Origin of the sequence: Candidatus Pantoea communis, from assembly GCF_011752685.1 — a bacterium.
Lineage (GTDB): Bacteria > Pseudomonadota > Gammaproteobacteria > Enterobacterales > Enterobacteriaceae > Pantoea > Pantoea communis.
Window position 1 is genome coordinate 1 of record NZ_VWXC01000019.1, and the last position, 16,008, is coordinate 16,008.

The window sequence follows — 16,008 nt, forward strand, 5'->3', positions numbered from 1 at the left end:
CGACGGCGCTTTTGCCATAAGCCACAACCTTGTCACCGCCGCCCGCTTCTTTCACGATTAACCCGGTCAGTAACTCGCCCAACACGGGTGCCATTTCACGAATCTTAGGGGCGAGATCTTCCACGAAACCCTCGCCTGCCCACGGATTTTTCACCACGGCGGCCGCCGCAATCATCACCAGCGGTGTCGTCGCCGCTTTGCCGCCGTCGGAGTAAATGGTCTCGGTGGTAACGAACGTCTTGCGTATATCTGGATGCATAGTTTCAACCTTGAAGTGAGGATGGGAGTTAATTCATCTTAAATGTTCAGTTTGGCATACCATAATATGGCATTCTTATTTGGCATTGTTGTTCTTATGGGTGGATGTTAGGAATTCAGGGTTGTAACTGGACTATAAAAAATTAAACTTAAATCTTTGCATTCATAAGTGAACTTTTTAATGGCTATTAAGCACTGATGTGGTGCAATTCTATCTGTATGCTTTTTAAGGTTTTTTTGGTTATTTTAAATGCATCTCCTTAACTTGGTGCTAATTTAATGCCTCATATCATCAAACTTGAAGAAATATTCTCCTAGGTAAATATAAGGTCGCATTTTAGTTATCGTCTTTGGTGCTTGGTGCACCTTTACTATTTCATGGTGGTGGTGGTGGGCTATTTTACAGTATGTGTTTTTTTCATATATGGATGTATTGTGTTTTATCGGCAATATAAATTTTTCTTATGGCTATCAAGGGTTGATTGCGTTATTTTGTGAGAATGGGAAATTGAATGGAAAAAATGAGTGAGAGCTGAGGTGTTTCAAGATTAACAATTAGTAAGCTTCATCATTCTCAATGTAATGAACAATAGACAATAGTCGTATAGGTACTTGTAGTAGTTTTTCTGGACCATGTGGCACACCGCCGTCAAATGACAAGCTATCGCCCGGAGACATGGGGTAAAGGCGCGTGCCATGGCGATAAATCAATTCTCCTTCCAACAAATAGAGAAATTCATGCCCTGGATGACAGAAATTGGGAAACTCTTCACTGGCATCGTCCATGGTGACCAGAAAGGGTTCGTACAGTTTGTGCGGGCCTTGCGCATAACTGAGTAAATGATAGGAGTGGCCGACTTCGGTGCCAGTGCGCACTACTTCCATGCCCTCACCCGCTTTAATCAACTGGGCGCCGCGCTTGGCCACATCATAATCGCTAAATAATTTGGAAACCGACAAACCGATGGCGTCACACAGACGACTGAGAATATCGAGACTGGTGGAAACATGGGCATTCTCCACCTTGCTGACCATACCAACGCTGACACCCGCAATACGTGCCACATCTGAGATTTTATAACCCTGAGAAATGCGCCGCTGCTTCAGCGAACGCGCAATATGCTGCTCCAGACTCAACGGGCTCTCACGCTGGCTGGTGGTGACCGATTTGCTCATCGAGGCTTAATTTTCTCCGACATTTTGCGCAGGTTTCCAAGTTCGAACGAAATACGTTGCGCAGTAGCTAATAACGCATTACGCACCACCTCCTTCTGATGAGGATCTTCCATCAACGCATCAGGTCCTGAGACGTTGATCGCCGCCACAATCTGGTTGTGATGATCGCGCAGCGCGCAGGCAATCGCGGTGGCGAAATCGGACTGGTGCTCAACCCAGCCTTGTATGCTGTCCTGCTGCACGGTTTGCTTCAGTTCTGGCAAGGTGCGGGGTGCTGAAACCGAATAGCCATCCAGTCGCACATGTTGATAGAGGCTATCCAGTTCTGCATCATTTAAGCCGGTGAGCAACACCCGCCCCATGGCGCTGCAGTGACAGGGAATACGCGTACCAATAGGCACATTCACCGACAGGCGCTGTGACGCAAATGAGCGATAAATATAGACCGCTTCCTGGCCTTCACGAATGCTGAGATGGCATGACATGGAAACGGTATTACGCAGCGTATTCAAATGCGGCATGGCGATATCCACCACATCCCGGCTGGCCAGGTAACTAAATCCATTGGAAATGACCTGCGGACCGAGTTGATAAGTATTTTTCGCCACCTTATCGAGATAGTTCATCTCAGTCAGCGTCGTGACAATACGGTAAATCGAGGAGGTAGATACACCAAGATGATCGGCAAAATCCTGCACCGTCAATACCCGGTCACGACTATTGAACATTTCAATGATGGTCAGCCCGCGAAAGAGTGCGGGCACCGTGTAATCATTTTCAGTAATAGCAGCCAGAGACATACACACCTGCATATGTGAAGCCGGGCCGTGGCCCGGAGAGTGGAAATCAGCGAGCAAACTCCGCCATGGCATCAAGCAACACATCCCAGAAATACGCCGCCATGGAGTAATCCACCAGCAGCCAAAACTGTTCATCATCCGGCAGCGAGGCATTGATGATTAATGCATTGGCACGCGCGACAGAGGTTTGTGCTACTGCGCCAGGCAAAAATTTATCCGACGAGAGATCAACCGCGCACAACTTCGCCATCATTGCCGCTTGCTGAGCGCCGTTTATCGCCAGCCACGCATGGGTATCCTGGCGCGGTAGCATAAAGCACGACAGCTCATTCATTTGCCATGACTGCTCCTCGTGTTGAATCCGCGAGGGGGCGTTATCTGCGGCCAGAATTAAAAATTCAGTCTGTGATAAACGCGCGACCAGTGAGCCGTCGCTTTGCCAGCAACACTGATTTGGCTGATCGGGCAGCACAAAGCCGCGTTGTTGCAGATACCACGCGGCGTGGCGTCCGCGAAAACCCACGCGCGCCTGATGCGAGCTGTCGTGCAGTGCGATTGCGCCGTTATCAATCGACGCCGCCTCAAGATGATCCAGCGGTCCTGCCGCCAAAACGTGCATGTTTTGCATCATTACAGCTCCTGTCGCTGGTTTTCAGCATCATAAAAGGGCAACTTCACCACTAATGCAGTGACGTCCCTGCCGCCTTCAGTGCGAATGGTAATGCTATCGCCCGGGGTTGCCCGATCTGCTGATGCATAGGACATGCCAATTATCGCTTTGAGCGTGGGTGAATATTCGCAGGATGTTACATTGCCGGTGATACGCTCACCTTCTAAAACTAAATGACCTTCCAGCGGGAGCGGGGATGCTGCAGGCAGTGTGAAAGCCACCAGTTTGCGCACCGGTGGGTGAGATTCCAGAATATCGATGGCGCGACGGCCAATAAATTCCGGCTTAACACGATTAACCGCCCAGCTCATGCTGATTTCTCCTGGATGGCTCATACCATCGGTATCCTGACCGATAATCACGTGCCCCTTTTCCAGGCGCAACAAACGCTGTGCTTCGACACCAAAGGGTTTTATCCCGTCATTGCTCCCCGCTTGCATCAGCGCATCCCATAAGGCCTGACCATAACGGGTCGGCACATGGATCTCATAGCCCAGTTCGCCAACAAAGCCCACACGCAGCAGACGCGCCGGTATACCGGCCACCTTTCCTTCACGACAGGCTAAATAGGGGAACGCTTCGGCACTCAAATCCAGTTCATCACACAACTTACTCAGCACCTTACGCGACTGGGGTCCCGCCAGATTGACCGCCGCCCACGCGGAGGAGACGTTAGCGATATCCACATCCAGCCGCCAGCGCGTATTCCACTGCAACATCGATTGATACACTCGTGCCACACCGCTGGTGGTCGCAGTGACATAGAAGTGGTTCTCCGCCAAGCGGCAAGCCACGCCATCGTCAATCACCACGCCCTGTTCATTGGTCATCAACGCATAGCGCGTGCGTCCCACAGGCTGTTTGATAAAGGCGAACGTATAAAGACGGTTTAGGAACTCTGCGGCATCCGGGCCGCGCAACTCAATGCCGCCCAAGGTCGAAACGTCAATCAGTCCGACGTTATTACGCACATTGAGCGCCTCTGCCTGCACGGCTGTTTTTTTGTCGGTGGCAGGCACAGTTTGATACCAGCCAGGGCGCAGCCAGTTGCCTGCTGGCATCATTTGCGCCTGCAAAGCCAGATGACGTTGATGTATGGCCGTGACACGCCACGGGTCGAAATGACGTCCAGCCAGATGCGCCAGGCTCTCTGCACTAAATGGCGGACGTGCGGTGGTGACGCCGGTTTCGCTCACGCTGCGTGCAGTAGCCTGCGCCACTAAACGTGCGGTCGGTAGTGCTGAATGCCGCCCTTGAGACGGCCCCATACCGACGGTGGAAAAACGTTTTACCAGCTGCACATCGCGATAGCCATGTTTGGTGGCGTTGATGATGTCGTTGATTTGCAGGTCTTCGTCGAAATCGACAAACTCTTTGCCTTTCGGATGGGCGAAGATTGGCCAGGGATGATTAATACGTGGTTTTTCTCCTTGTTTCGGTGGCAAAGTACTGATGTTGTTGTTGATTCCTAACTGTTGCAGCACCATGCGTCCGGCGTGGGTGCCATCCTGTACCACCTCTTCGAGCGTATGCCAGCCGTTAATCGAACCGGCGGTGAACATGCCCGCGGGCAAATGGCTCAGCGTAAAACTGGCGCTGGCATCGTCATAGCTGAGTTTGCCACCTGCCTGACACGGCAGTTGCCAGGCAGGCATATACCCCGCAGACATGCAGAGTAAATCGCATTCGATACGTTTGCCGCTCGCTGCCACTTTGCCTTGGCCGACAATGCTGCGGACTTCAACCGCTGAAACCTGACCCGCACTCGCAGCCAATGCCTCATAAACCGTAGCATTGGCGATCAGCTCAATACCTGCACGCTGTAAAGGTTGTGTCAGGGCCGCTGACGGCAGTTCAGTGCGTAAGTCGATAATGGCCGCAACCGTCACACCCTGCTCATGCATCATCAACGCTGCCAGATACGCATCATCATTGCCGGTTAACAACACGGCGCGCTGACCCGGTTTGACGCCGTAATGCTGCATCAAACGCTGGGCGGCACTGGTTAACATCACACCTGGCAAGTCGTTATTGCGAAAGATCACCGGCTGGTCGTAGGCACCCGCAGCGATAACACTGCTGGTTGCACGTACTTTGTACATGCGCTGCCCCTGAATCACGGGCAAATAGTGATCTTTGAACCAACCGTTGCAAGTCGCATTAAGCAGTACACGAATGTTCGGGTGCGTTTCCACACGACTAGTCATGAACTGCAAGACCTGTTCCGTCTGTTGCGCCTCAGCTGCCATCCGCGCCCAACTGAGTGCGCCACCGATAAGCGGCAGTTGCTCAACCACAATTACCTGCGCACCGCTGTCTGCAGCGGTCAGCGCAGCCTGTAATCCTGCCGGTCCCCCGCCGACCACCAGCACGTCACAGAACAGATACGCTTTGTCGTAATACGCTGCTTCGATTTTGAGATTCAATACTCCCAGACCCGCTTTGCGACGGATTAGCGGCTCCCATCGTTTCCACATTCCCTTGGGTTTGTAAAAAGCGCGATAGTAAAAACCCACCGGCATAAAGCGTGAAAACAGCTGCATTTTCGCGTCACGGTCGTTATCCAGCGATCCGTTGTAATTTTGTCCGGTGACGGTGAGTCCCTGCGCTATTGGCTGTACATCGGCCAGCACGTTGGGTTCATCCGTTAGTTGTACCAGCGTATTGGCATCCTGACCAAACATGCTGAGTACACCTCGCGGGCGATGGTATTTGAAGGAGCGCGACAACAAATGACGTCCGCTGGCAATCACCGCACTGGCAATCGAATCACCAGCAAATCCGCTGATCTGCTCGCCCTCAAAAGTAAATTGCAGCGGTTGGCGACGGTCAATCAGCCGTCCCATAGGGGCTGCTAAACGCTTCTGGGTCATGATGCCACCTCCATGGCTGCGCTGATGCTGGCGGGCAGCGCACTGCTGTGCAGGTTGGGGAAGACTTCGCTGGCGTCAAAGGTACGGATCACTTCATCGGTTAGGGTATTGCGCTGTGCAAGAAACCAATAACTCGACGGCGTGTGGAACCACCATTCAGTCACTACCCCTGCCCGATTATCTTCATAGAACACGTAGTCCGCCCATTCACGATCGCTGCAGCTCAGCTGATCAGGCAGGGTTTTCAATTCGCCACCGTAGGCGAATTCAGTGATATTGCGCGGCCCGTTGAGCGGGCAATGCATGATTTTCATCTGTCTTTCCTTTAGTGGCTGGCCGCCGTAGCGCCCATTTCATTGACCTGCTGAAAGCGCGCAAAACGTTCCAGCTGAAACGGTGCGATCAGTTCCGGCGTTTTACCGCCGCTGGCGACCAACTCCGCCATGGTTTTGCCGCAGATCGGCGTAGCTTTGAAGCCCCACGTACCCCATCCGGCGTCGAGGTAGTAGTTCTTCACCGGGCTTGCGCCCATGATTGGACTGTAATCGGGTGTCATGTCGGTGATCCCCGCCCACTGACGCATCAAGCGCGCTTTCGCCAGGAACGGGAACATCTCTATACCATGGGCGATCAGACTCTCTTTCAGATCCAACGTCGATCGAGTGTTGTAGAGCGGATAAGGATCGGAGCCACCGCCAAACACCACTTCGCCACGGCTGGTTTGCTGCACGTAACAGTGCAACGCCGAGGAACTGACCAGCGGATTGAGAAAGGGTTTCACCGGCTGCGTCACCATGGCCTGTAGGGGATACGACACCACCGGCAAGCGGAAACCGGCTTTTTGTGCCAGCAGCGAACTGTGCCCCGCGACAGCCTGTACCGCACAACCGCAACCCACGGTTCCGCGGTTGGTTTTCACCGCCGTAATGCGCCCCTCGGCGATCACCAAATCCTCCACCTCGGTCATTTGGTGAATTTCCACACCGCGCTTTGCTGCCTCTTTGGCATAGCCCCAGGCCACTGCATCGTGGCGCGCAGTGGCACCATCGATATGCCACAGCCCTGCCAGCACTGGCAGATTACCGGGGTCGAGGTTTAAGGTTGGCACCAGCTCTTTGATCTGCTGACGATTAATCATCTCGGTGCGACCACCAAAGTGCTTATTGACCTCAGCACGCTGTCGAAAGGCGCGCACCGTGCTGTCGGTATGGGCCAGGGTCAGCTGTCCGCGTTCGGAATACATGATGTTGAAGTCAAATTCGTTCGACAGATTCTGGAACAGCTTCACCGACTCACTGTAGAAACGTACGCCTTCAGAGGTGAGATAATTAGAGCGAATCACTGCGGTATTTCGCGCCGTATTGCCACCTGCCAAATAGCCTTTTTCCAGCACGGCCACATTGGTGATGCCGTGGTATTTCGCCAGATAATAAGCAATGGCTAAGCCATGACCGCCGCCGCCAATGATCACCACGTCATAGTGTTTTTTCAGTTCACGCGGTGCGGGAATATCCACTTCTGCCGGATATTCTGACGACAGCCCGTATTTCAATAACGCTAATGGCATCTTCCCTCTCCTTAACCCGCCGCTTGCTGAAGTTGCAACTCAGCCGCCAGCACGGTGTTTTGCATCAGACAAGCGATAGTCATGGGGCCGACACCGCCGGGTACAGGGGTGATCGCTTTTGCCACCAGACTCACGCTGTCGTAATCCACATCCCCCACCAGTCGAGTGCTGCCGTCTGGTCGGGTTACACGGTTAATGCCGACATCAATCACTAGCGCGCCGGGCTTTACCCAGCTGGCATCAATCATCTGTGGCTGGCCTACAGCAGCAATCAGGATGTCTGCCTGGCGCGCCAGCTGCGCGGCATCACGGCTGCGCGAATGCAACGTGGTGACCGAACAGTGCGCATGCAGCAACAAACTGGCCATCGGTTTGCCCACGATGTTGGAGCGACCAATCACCACCGCGTGTTTACCACTCAGATCACCGCCATACTCCTGCAACAGCAGCAGGCAACCCAGCGGAGTACATGGCGTGATCACCCGTTGGCCTTGAACCAAGCCGCCGGCATTTTGCGGATGAAAACCATCCACATCTTTCACAGGTGAAATGGCCCGTACAATTGCGCTTTCATTAATCTGTTGAGGTAATGGCAACTGCACTAATATGCCGTGCACCGCGGGATCATTATTTAATTCGTCAATAGTGGCGAGCAAACGCGCCTCGGTTAATTGCGCATCAAAGCGTAATTCAATAGATTTGATGCCGACCTGTTCGGCGGTACGTAATTTATTGCGCACATAAACATGACTAGCGGCATCATCTCCCACCAGTACCACAGCTAAACAGGGCGTCATGCCCTGCTGTTTTAACTGGCATACTTCTTGGGCGGTATTTTCGAGTAGTTTGGCAGCGCTTTTTTTGCCATCGATATTGATGGCTATCGGTTGCGAGGTCAGCGTGGTTGTCATCAGAAAATCACCGTTTTATTTTCGTCGAGGAAGACGCGATGTTCGGTGTGATATTTCACCGCGCGCGCCAGTGCGATGGTTTCGGTATTTCGGCCCACTACAATCAGATCGTTAGGGCGATGTGTGTGATTTACGCGTTGCACTTCTTGATCAATAATCGGGCCTTCGTCCAGATCGGAGGTGACATAGTGCGCCGTGGCACCAATTAATTTCACACCACGCTCATACGCCTGATGATAAGGCATCGCACCTTTAAAACCGGGTAAGAACGAGTGATGAATATTGATAGCCCGACCGGCCAGCTGTTTGCACAGATTATCCGAGAGAATCTGCATATAACGCGCTAACACCACCAGTTCCGTTTGCGTCTCCTCGACGATTTTTAACAGCTCAGTCTCTTGCTGTGTCTTGTTTTCTTTATTGACCGGCAAGTAAACAAAGCGGATACCCTCACGCTCCGCCATAGGCCGTAGATCCAAATGATTGGAGACAATGGCGGTGATGTTGATATTCAGTTCACCTTTATTTCGTCGATAAAGCAGATCCGCCAGGCAGTGGTCAAACTTACTCACCATCAGCAACACACGCATCGGCTCTGAGGTATCGAAAATATCCCATTGCATGTTTAAACGCTCGGCAATGGCGGCAAAATCTTTTTTTAGCGTGACAATATCCGCGCTGAGGTTTTCATTAAAACGAAAACGCGCACGCAGAAAGAAATGCCCTAAGTGCTCATCGTCATATTGTGACAACTCACTGATGTAACATTGACTCTGACTTAGAAACCCCGTCACAGCGGCAATAATTCCCGAGGTTGCAGGACAAGTTGCAGTAATAATGAAATCACGAACAGATGCAGACATAGCCACTCCACACAGGTGAATGAATTAATTTACGAGTGAATAAATATCAGCTTTGCGACAATCAAAAAGCCACATTGCGATTCTTATTTAACACATTTAATTCATCTTTCCGCGCTTGTCTAGCGACATTTTATAAATATCCCTAAATCACCCCACATCAAATTAATCATTTATATATAAATACTTCATTTCAAATTTGAATGGTTTCACTCATTTTATTTATCCATGAAGATTTATGTGCAAATAGGGAGTTAAAAGTCCCATTACTAAGCCCCAATTTGGGGAATCCACTCCTGCTAAATATTCATTACTGATGATTGAGGTTGGTGAAATCTGGTTTCCTTACTGCCTAATTCACCCATCCTGATTTACGGATGAAATTTAATACCATGAAATAAAAGGTTTTTTTACTTTTCATCTAAGAACCCAGCCATTCTGGCACAGCTCCTGCATTTTCCTGTCAGTGAAAAAATATTCCTCACGAGAATACAACAAGGCCCACGCACTCAAGCAGCGTGCTCCATTTCATTGCGGTTAAGAGGTAGTTATGTCACCTGAACAGGCCAGGCAGTTTTTACAAGACAACAATGTGCGCTATCTGCTCGCACAGTTCGTTGATATTCACGGCGCCGCTAAAACCAAATCGGTGCCGGCTAAGTGCTTGATGGATGTGGTTGAGAAAGGTGCGGGCTTTGCCGGTTTCGCCATTTCAGGTATGGGCATGGAGCCGCAAGGCCCCGATTTCTGCGCTCGTGGCGATCTCAGTACCTTGTCACTGGTGCCATGGCAGCCGGGTTATGCGCGTATTGCCTGCAACGGTTACGTGAATAAACAACCGCACCCCTACGACAGTCGTGTGGTGTTGATGAAACAGGTTGAGCGCCTGGCCGAAAAAGGCTGGACGCTGAATAGCGGCCTGGAACCGGAGTTCTCGCTCTTCACTCGCGGTGAAAATGGCACCCTGTTGCCAGCCGATAGCAGCGATACGCTGGCAAAACCCTGCTACGACTATAAAGGCTTGTCCCGCGTACGCCCATTCTTGGAGAAACTCACTGAGTCGTTGCAGGAGGTCGGTTTTGATGTCTACCAAATCGACCATGAAGACGCTAACGGTCAGTTCGAGATTAATTACACCTACAGCGACGCATTGACCTCAGCTGACCGCTTTACTTTTGTGCGCATGGCAGCGGCGGAAATTGCCCATGACCAAGGTCTGTTGTGCTCATTTATGCCAAAACCCTTCGCTGATCGCCCCGGTAACGGCATGCATTTCCATCTATCGATGGCCGATCGTCAGGGCAATAACATCTTCCACGATGACAGCGATCCGCAAGGCCTGGGTTTATCGAAAACGGCATATCACTTTATGGCGGGCATGCTGCATCACGCGAAAGCCCTTTGTGCCTTTGCTGCGCCCACCGTTAACTCTTACAAACGCTTAACCAGTGGCGGTTCTGCCACGGGTGCAACCTGGGCTCCGGTGTTTATCACCTACGGTGACAACAACCGCTCGGCCATGGTGCGGATCCCTTATGGTCGCCTTGAGCTGCGCCTGCCCGACACTGGTGCCAATCCTTACCTGGTGCATGCGGCCATTATCGCAGCCGGACTGGATGGTGTGGCACGTCAACTTGAGCCGGGTAAAGCGCAGAACGGCAATCTGTATGCCCTTACGGCTCAGGATTGCCAACGCGAAGGCATCGAATTACTGCCGCAAAACCTGAAAGAAGCCCTGGATGCCCTCGCGGCTGACGAGATTCTGCGCGAATGCATGGGCGCGGAGATCGTGGACGAGTTCATTAAGGTCAAGCGCCAGGAGTGGCACGAATATCACCGTCATGTTAGCGAGTGGGAAACCCGTCGCTACCTCGAATTCTTTTAATGAAACCCTGCAAACCAAAGGAAATTCTATGTGTGGAATTGTCGGACTCTATTTTAAAAATGCGGCGATGGAGCAGCAGCTGGGCGATCTGTTCCGTCCGATGCTGATCTCGATGACCGAACGTGGCTGCGACAGTGCTGGCTTTGCCGTTTACGGTGACGAATATGACGCGGGCATCAAACTGACGCTGCGCAGTGATGATACCAGCTTTAACTGGAACGGCCTGGCCGACCGTCTGGCGACCGACTTTGGCAAGGTTGATGAGTGGTTCCAGAACAGCAGCGTGGCGGTCTTTAAGCTGCCAACCGATGAAGCCAGCGCACTGGCCTGGCTGGCACAGCATGCACCGGAAATCGATGTCATGAGCGCCGGGCACAGTATCGAAATTCTTAAAGGGGTTGGTCTGCCAGCTCAAGTCGCCGATCACTTCAATCTCGGCAAGATGAAAGGCAGCCATGCGATTGGCCATACCCGTCTTGCCACGGAAAGTGCCGTGACGATACAGGGCAGCCATCCGTTCTCAACCGGCATGGATCTTTGCCTGGTGCACAACGGTTCTCTCTCTAACCACAATCGCCTGCGCGAAAAACTTAAGCGCGCCGGGATTCAGTTCAAAACAGAGAACGATTCCGAAGTGGCTGCGGGCTATCTCGCGTGGCGCTTAGCGCAAGGTGATTCGTTGCAGGTGGCGCTGGAGAACGCGCTCAAAGATCTCGATGGCTTCTTCACCTTCACCATCGGCACGCGTGACGGCTTTGCAGTACTGCGCGATCCCATCGCCTGTAAGCCAGCAGTGATCGCAGAAACCGATGATTACGTCGCCATGGCCTCCGAATATCGTGCGCTGGCAAATCTGCCGGGCATCAAGGACGCCAACGTGTGGGAGCCGGAACCGGCAAAACTTTACGTGTGGGAGCGCAACAGCACCCAGACCGCAGGAGCAGTGTGATGATGAAAACTTACGATTTAAGTCACGGCGTGCGCGAACTGAATCAGGCATTGCACGATGCCAACCTGACTAAAGAGATCAAAAACTGGCAGGTGATTAATCCAGCTGGCGCACACAACATCGCCTGCGGCGTGAATGATGAAGTGGATATCACGATTGACGGTCATGCCGGTTATTACTGTGCGGGCATGAATCAGAAAGCGGCGATTACCGTGCAAGGTAACGTTGGCGTCGGCGTAGCGGAAAACATGATGTCCGGTTCAGTACGCGTAAAAGGCGATGCCTCGCAATCTGCAGGCGCAACCGGCAACGGTGGTTTGTTAGTAATTGAAGGTAATGCGGCCGCTCGCTGCGGCATCTCAATGAAAGGCATCAACATCGTAGTGAAAGGCGATATCGGTCCAATGAGCGCCTTTATGGCTCAGGCCGGATGTCTGGTGGTATGCGGAAATGCCGGTGAAGCACTCGGCGATTCACTGTACGAGGCACACATTTATGTAAAGGGCACTGTCGCCTCATTGGGTGCAGATTGTGTGCAGAAAGAGATGCGCGCGGAACACATCGAAGAACTCGGTTTGCTCCTGCAACAAGCAGGCTTCGATGAGTCACCCACCGCCTTTACGCGCTACGGCTCAGCTCGTCAGCTTTACAACTTCAAAGTGGATAACGCGTCAGCGTATTAAGTGGAGAACACCATGAGTGATAAATACAATCCGGCGTTACGCGAATCCGCCACTTATACCCGTTCAGTGATTGCCGAAATCCAACGTGCCGCTGAGACCGGCATCTATGATATCCGCGGCTGGGGTGCCAAACGTCAGGTGCCGCATTTCGACGATTTGCTGTTTCTCGGTGCCAGCATGTCGCGCTATCCGCTGGAAGGCTATCGCGAAAAATGCAGTACCGAAGTGGTGCTCGGTACGCGCTATGCCAAAAAGCCGCTGGTGATCAGTACGCCGGTGACGATCGCGGGCATGAGTTTTGGCGCCCTGTCGGCGCAGGCAAAAGAGGCCTTAGGTCGTGGTGCTTCAGCCGTCGGCACTTCAACCACCACTGGCGACGGCGGTATGACGCCGGAAGAGCGCGGGCAATCAAGCAAGTTGGTGTATCAATATCTGCCATCACGTTATGGCATGAACCCGGACGATCTGCGTAAAGCCGACGCCATCGAAGTGGTGCTCGGCCAAGGTGCAAAACCCGGTGGTGGCGGTATGTTGCTGGGACAGAAAATCTCTGAACGCGTAGCCAAAATGCGCTGCCTGCCACAGGGCATCGACCAACGTAGTGCCTGTCGTCATCCCGACTGGACCGGCCCGGATGATTTGGCGATTAAGATCGCGGAACTGCGTGAGATCACTGACTGGCAGGTGCCGATTTACGTGAAAGTGGGTGCAACCCGTACTTATTATGATGTGAAACTGGCGGTACAAGCCGGTGCTGATGTCGTGGTAGTCGACGGCATGCAGGGCGGGACAGCGGCGACCCAGGATGTGTTTATCGAACATGTAGGCATTCCAACCATGGCGGCGATCCCGCTGGCGGTTCAGGCATTGCAGGAGCTGGGCGTGCACCGTGAGGTACAGCTCATCATCTCCGGCGGTATCCGTAATGGCGCGGATGTGGCCAAAGCTATCGCCTTAGGTGCCGACGCGGTGGCAATCGGTACTGCGGCACTGATTGCCTTGGGTGATAACAATCCGCGTTATGAAGAGGAATATAAAAAGCTGGGCTCAGCTGCTGGTTTTTATGACGACTTCCAGGAAGGCAAGGATCCAGCGGGGATTACCACCCAAGATCCCGAGCTGAGCAAACGTCTCGATCCTGAACTGGCTGGCAAGAAGCTCGCCAATTACCTGCGGGTGTTAACGCTTGAAGCGCAAACTCTGGCGCGCGCCTGCGGTAAATCACATCTGCACAATCTGGAGCCCGAAGATTTGGTGGCATTAAATGTGGAAGCGGCTGCCATGGCACGCGTCCCACTGGCCGGAACCAACTGGATTCCCGGTCAGGACCTGAAATAATTCCCCTTCACGCCTCTGCTCTGCGGAGGCGTTTTTTTGACTGCTACTGCTGAGGTGCGTAATGAAACGAACGATGCTATTCGCGTTGCCTGTTGTGCTGTGCAGCTTTCCTGCGTTTGCCGCGCCAATGTTAAACAGCGGCGACGCGGCTTTTATGTTTGTCACAGCACTGCTGGTGCTGCTGATGACCTTACCAGGATTGGCACTGTTCTATGGTGGTATGGCGCAGAGTAAGAATGTGTTGTCCGTGTTGATGCAGGTGTTTAGCGTCACGGCGCTGGTCGCGATTCTGTTTACGCTGTACGGCTATAGCTTTACCTTCACCGATGGCAAAACGCTGAATAGCGTCATAGGCAGTGGTGAAAAAGTTTTCCTGAAGAATATTACGGTTGATTCGCTGGTCGGCACGGTGCCTGAGTACGTCTACATCTTCTTTATGATGACCTTTGCAGCGATTACACCCGCATTAATCACCGGCTCGTTCGCCGAGCGAGTCAAATTCAGTGCGGTTTTAGTGTTCATGGCAATCTGGGCCACCATCAATTACATCCCTTTGGCGCATATGGCATGGGGCGGCGGTTGGATGGCGGCCTTGTCGGTGCAAGATTTTGCCGGTGGCAATGTGGTCCACATCAACTCCGGTATTGCGTCTTTAGTAGCCGCGCTGATTATCGGTCGTCGCCAGAACTTCGGTAGCGTGGCACTCACCCCGCACAACATGACGATGACCATGACCGGCGGTGCAATGCTGATGTTAGGATGGCTGGGTTTCTGTGGCGGGTGCGCACTGGCGATTAACGGTTACGCCATGCTGGTCGTGCTGAATACGCTGTTGGGGGCATTCGGGGGTGCCGTGGCGTGGATGTTTATTGAGTGGCGGCTGCAAAAACGCCCCAGCTTGCTGGGTATAGTCAGCGGTGCTGTGGCCGGTATGGTCGGCATTACACCCGCCTGCGGCTATGTCGGGCCGGTGGGCGCCATTTGTGTTGGCATCCTGACCGCGCCCTGCTGCATGGCGTTCGTCACACTCATCAAACACCGTTTAAATCTGGATGATGCCTTTGATGTTTTCGCCATTCACGGTATCGGCGGCATTGTGGGTGGCCTACTGACGCCAATTTTTGCCCTGACTAGCTTAGGTGGCAGTGGTTTTGTTGCCGGGCGCTTGATCGGCGAACAGATGTTGGTCAACGCGGGCGTGATCGTCTTTAGTATCCTGTTTTCAGCCATCACCAGTTGGATTGCGTTAAAACTTACAGGCGTATTATGTAATGGCTTAAGGGTGGACCGCGAAGACGAGTTCGATGGGTTAGACCTCACTACACATGGCGAAGTTGGTTATAGACATAGCAATTCCTAATTTATTCAAACCAACTTGTAGTGAAACTTCTAGTTGGTTTGAATTTCTCATATGCAAAAAAGAATAGGATATCTCTTCGTTTCTATTATACAGAATCAAGCTACTGCATGTACTTATGATGTTAATTCAGGCCTGAAATTATTGATAATGCCGGTGCTAACCCACTTTGACCCCCATACAACGTTGCCATCAGCAATCGCTATGGCAATCATTTAGTTATTCATAAAGTAACTGCGACATCCTTTGCGTATGGATTATGAACGGTGGGCGGAGAAATATAGGCCAAAAATGTACCTTTTAATATCATTAATTTGAGTGGCAAAGAGTTAAAGAGTGTATACTCGCATCATAATTTTTATGCAAAACTGACTGATGGTTGCTGTCACGGTGTTTTGTCGTCGTTTGTATTAAACTTCCGTGCCCTTGGAGTTCAGTCATCCGGCTATGTATAAATGAATTACTGAAGCCGGAATAATAATTTTCTTTTATTCCAAAAGTGTATTGGATTACTAGGAGGGCCGTAGGTAAGAATGAAATTATTAACTTGTTTTATGAAAGTGCTTTATGCTTTTAAAGTTTTTTTGGCTTGAATGCAAAAAAACTAAATGATTTTACACGCTTGCCGATAACAACTCTAAGATGATTATTGGATGGATTTAAGGATTGATTTTGCAAAAT

At 51.9% G+C, this 16,008-nt stretch carries 14 protein-coding genes; 5 read left to right on the forward strand and 9 right to left on the reverse strand.

All coding sequences use genetic code 11. From position 1 onward, the window contains the following. The 9 genes from F3J37_RS21035 to purU all read right to left on the reverse strand — a co-directional run. A partial coding sequence (locus F3J37_RS21035) for an amino acid synthesis family protein (protein ID WP_166935102.1) occupies positions 1-259 on the reverse strand: 259 nt, incomplete at its 3' end. A gap of 554 nt (positions 260-813) precedes the next feature. After that, the gene (locus tag F3J37_RS21040) at positions 814-1,434 is read right to left on the reverse strand and encodes a helix-turn-helix domain-containing protein (protein ID WP_166935491.1); all 621 of its coding nucleotides are present in this window, start codon (positions 1,432-1,434) and stop codon (positions 814-816) included. Next, positions 1,431-2,234 carry an IclR family transcriptional regulator gene (locus F3J37_RS21045; protein ID WP_166935493.1) on the reverse strand — a complete coding sequence of 268 codons (804 nt, stop codon included), beginning with the start codon at positions 2,232-2,234 and terminating at the stop codon, positions 1,431-1,433. The genes F3J37_RS21040 and F3J37_RS21045 overlap by 4 nt, the downstream gene beginning before the upstream one ends. 46 nt (positions 2,235-2,280) lie before the next feature. Then, the gene (locus tag F3J37_RS21050; protein ID WP_166935495.1) at positions 2,281-2,865 is read right to left on the reverse strand and encodes a sarcosine oxidase subunit gamma; all 585 of its coding nucleotides are present in this window, start codon (positions 2,863-2,865) and stop codon (positions 2,281-2,283) included. After that, the gene (locus tag F3J37_RS21055; RefSeq protein WP_205299015.1) at positions 2,865-5,777 is read right to left on the reverse strand and encodes a 2Fe-2S iron-sulfur cluster-binding protein; all 2,913 of its coding nucleotides are present in this window, start codon (positions 5,775-5,777) and stop codon (positions 2,865-2,867) included. Before F3J37_RS21055 ends, F3J37_RS21050 begins: the two co-directional genes overlap by 1 nt. Further along, positions 5,774-6,091: a sarcosine oxidase subunit delta gene (locus tag F3J37_RS21060; RefSeq protein ID WP_166935497.1), complete on the reverse strand. Its 318-nt coding sequence runs from the start codon at positions 6,089-6,091 to the stop codon at positions 5,774-5,776. Before F3J37_RS21060 ends, F3J37_RS21055 begins: the two co-directional genes overlap by 4 nt. Before the next feature lie 11 nt (positions 6,092-6,102). Further along, entirely contained in the window at positions 6,103-7,344 is a 1,242-nt protein-coding gene (locus F3J37_RS21065) for an FAD-dependent oxidoreductase (protein WP_166935499.1), read from the reverse strand. Positions 7,345-7,355: 11 nt separating this feature from the next. Next, a complete protein-coding gene (locus F3J37_RS21070; protein WP_166935501.1) occupies positions 7,356-8,255 on the reverse strand; it encodes a bifunctional 5,10-methylenetetrahydrofolate dehydrogenase/5,10-methenyltetrahydrofolate cyclohydrolase in 900 nt (299 codons plus the stop codon). After that, positions 8,255-9,118 (reverse strand): formyltetrahydrofolate deformylase, encoded by an 864-nt coding sequence (gene purU / locus F3J37_RS21075; RefSeq protein WP_166935502.1) that lies wholly within the window; start codon positions 9,116-9,118, stop codon positions 8,255-8,257. Before purU ends, F3J37_RS21070 begins: the two co-directional genes overlap by 1 nt. Before the next feature lie 547 nt (positions 9,119-9,665). On the opposite strand from purU, the gene glnT reads away from it, so the two are divergent. The 5 genes from glnT to F3J37_RS21100 all read left to right on the forward strand — a co-directional run bounded on the left by glnT (position 9,666) and on the right by F3J37_RS21100 (position 15,330). Next, positions 9,666-11,000: a type III glutamate--ammonia ligase gene (gene glnT / locus F3J37_RS21080; RefSeq protein WP_166935505.1), complete on the forward strand. Its 1,335-nt coding sequence runs from the start codon at positions 9,666-9,668 to the stop codon at positions 10,998-11,000. A 28-nt stretch (positions 11,001-11,028) separates the two neighbouring features. Beyond that, positions 11,029-11,949: a class II glutamine amidotransferase gene (locus F3J37_RS21085; RefSeq protein ID WP_166935507.1), complete on the forward strand. Its 921-nt coding sequence runs from the start codon at positions 11,029-11,031 to the stop codon at positions 11,947-11,949. Next, the gene (locus F3J37_RS21090; protein ID WP_240154148.1) at positions 11,949-12,632 is read left to right on the forward strand and encodes a GltB/FmdC/FwdC-like GXGXG domain-containing protein; all 684 of its coding nucleotides are present in this window, start codon (positions 11,949-11,951) and stop codon (positions 12,630-12,632) included. The genes F3J37_RS21085 and F3J37_RS21090 overlap by 1 nt, the downstream gene beginning before the upstream one ends. 12 nt (positions 12,633-12,644) lie before the next feature. After that, positions 12,645-13,970, forward strand: a complete 1,326-nt coding sequence (locus F3J37_RS21095) for an FMN-binding glutamate synthase family protein (protein ID WP_084931594.1) — start codon at positions 12,645-12,647, stop codon at positions 13,968-13,970. A gap of 61 nt (positions 13,971-14,031) precedes the next feature. Then, positions 14,032-15,330: an ammonium transporter gene (locus tag F3J37_RS21100; protein ID WP_166935509.1), complete on the forward strand. Its 1,299-nt coding sequence runs from the start codon at positions 14,032-14,034 to the stop codon at positions 15,328-15,330. Positions 15,331-16,008 lie beyond the last annotated feature (678 nt).

Excerpts from the sequence above, each read along its gene's own strand:
- F3J37_RS21040 (WP_166935491.1), bottom strand. The coding sequence starts at position 1,434 with ATGAGCAAATCGGTCACCACCAGCCAGCGTGAGAGCCCGTTGAGTCTG.
- F3J37_RS21045 (WP_166935493.1), bottom strand. The coding sequence starts at position 2,234 with ATGTCTCTGGCTGCTATTACTGAAAATGATTACACGGTGCCCGCACTC.
- F3J37_RS21050 (WP_166935495.1), bottom strand. The coding sequence starts at position 2,865 with ATGATGCAAAACATGCACGTTTTGGCGGCAGGACCGCTGGATCATCTT.
- F3J37_RS21055 (WP_205299015.1), bottom strand. The coding sequence starts at position 5,777 with ATGACCCAGAAGCGTTTAGCAGCCCCTATGGGACGGCTGATTGACCGT.
- F3J37_RS21060 (WP_166935497.1), bottom strand. The coding sequence starts at position 6,091 with ATGAAAATCATGCATTGCCCGCTCAACGGGCCGCGCAATATCACTGAA.
- F3J37_RS21065 (WP_166935499.1), bottom strand. The coding sequence starts at position 7,344 with ATGCCATTAGCGTTATTGAAATACGGGCTGTCGTCAGAATATCCGGCA.
- F3J37_RS21070 (WP_166935501.1), bottom strand. The coding sequence starts at position 8,255 with ATGACAACCACGCTGACCTCGCAACCGATAGCCATCAATATCGATGGC.
- purU (WP_166935502.1), bottom strand. The coding sequence starts at position 9,118 with ATGTCTGCATCTGTTCGTGATTTCATTATTACTGCAACTTGTCCTGCA.
- glnT (WP_166935505.1), top strand. The coding sequence starts at position 9,666 with ATGTCACCTGAACAGGCCAGGCAGTTTTTACAAGACAACAATGTGCGC.
- F3J37_RS21085 (WP_166935507.1), top strand. The coding sequence starts at position 11,029 with ATGTGTGGAATTGTCGGACTCTATTTTAAAAATGCGGCGATGGAGCAG.
- F3J37_RS21090 (WP_240154148.1), top strand. The coding sequence starts at position 11,949 with ATGATGAAAACTTACGATTTAAGTCACGGCGTGCGCGAACTGAATCAG.
- F3J37_RS21095 (WP_084931594.1), top strand. The coding sequence starts at position 12,645 with ATGAGTGATAAATACAATCCGGCGTTACGCGAATCCGCCACTTATACC.
- F3J37_RS21100 (WP_166935509.1), top strand. The coding sequence starts at position 14,032 with ATGAAACGAACGATGCTATTCGCGTTGCCTGTTGTGCTGTGCAGCTTT.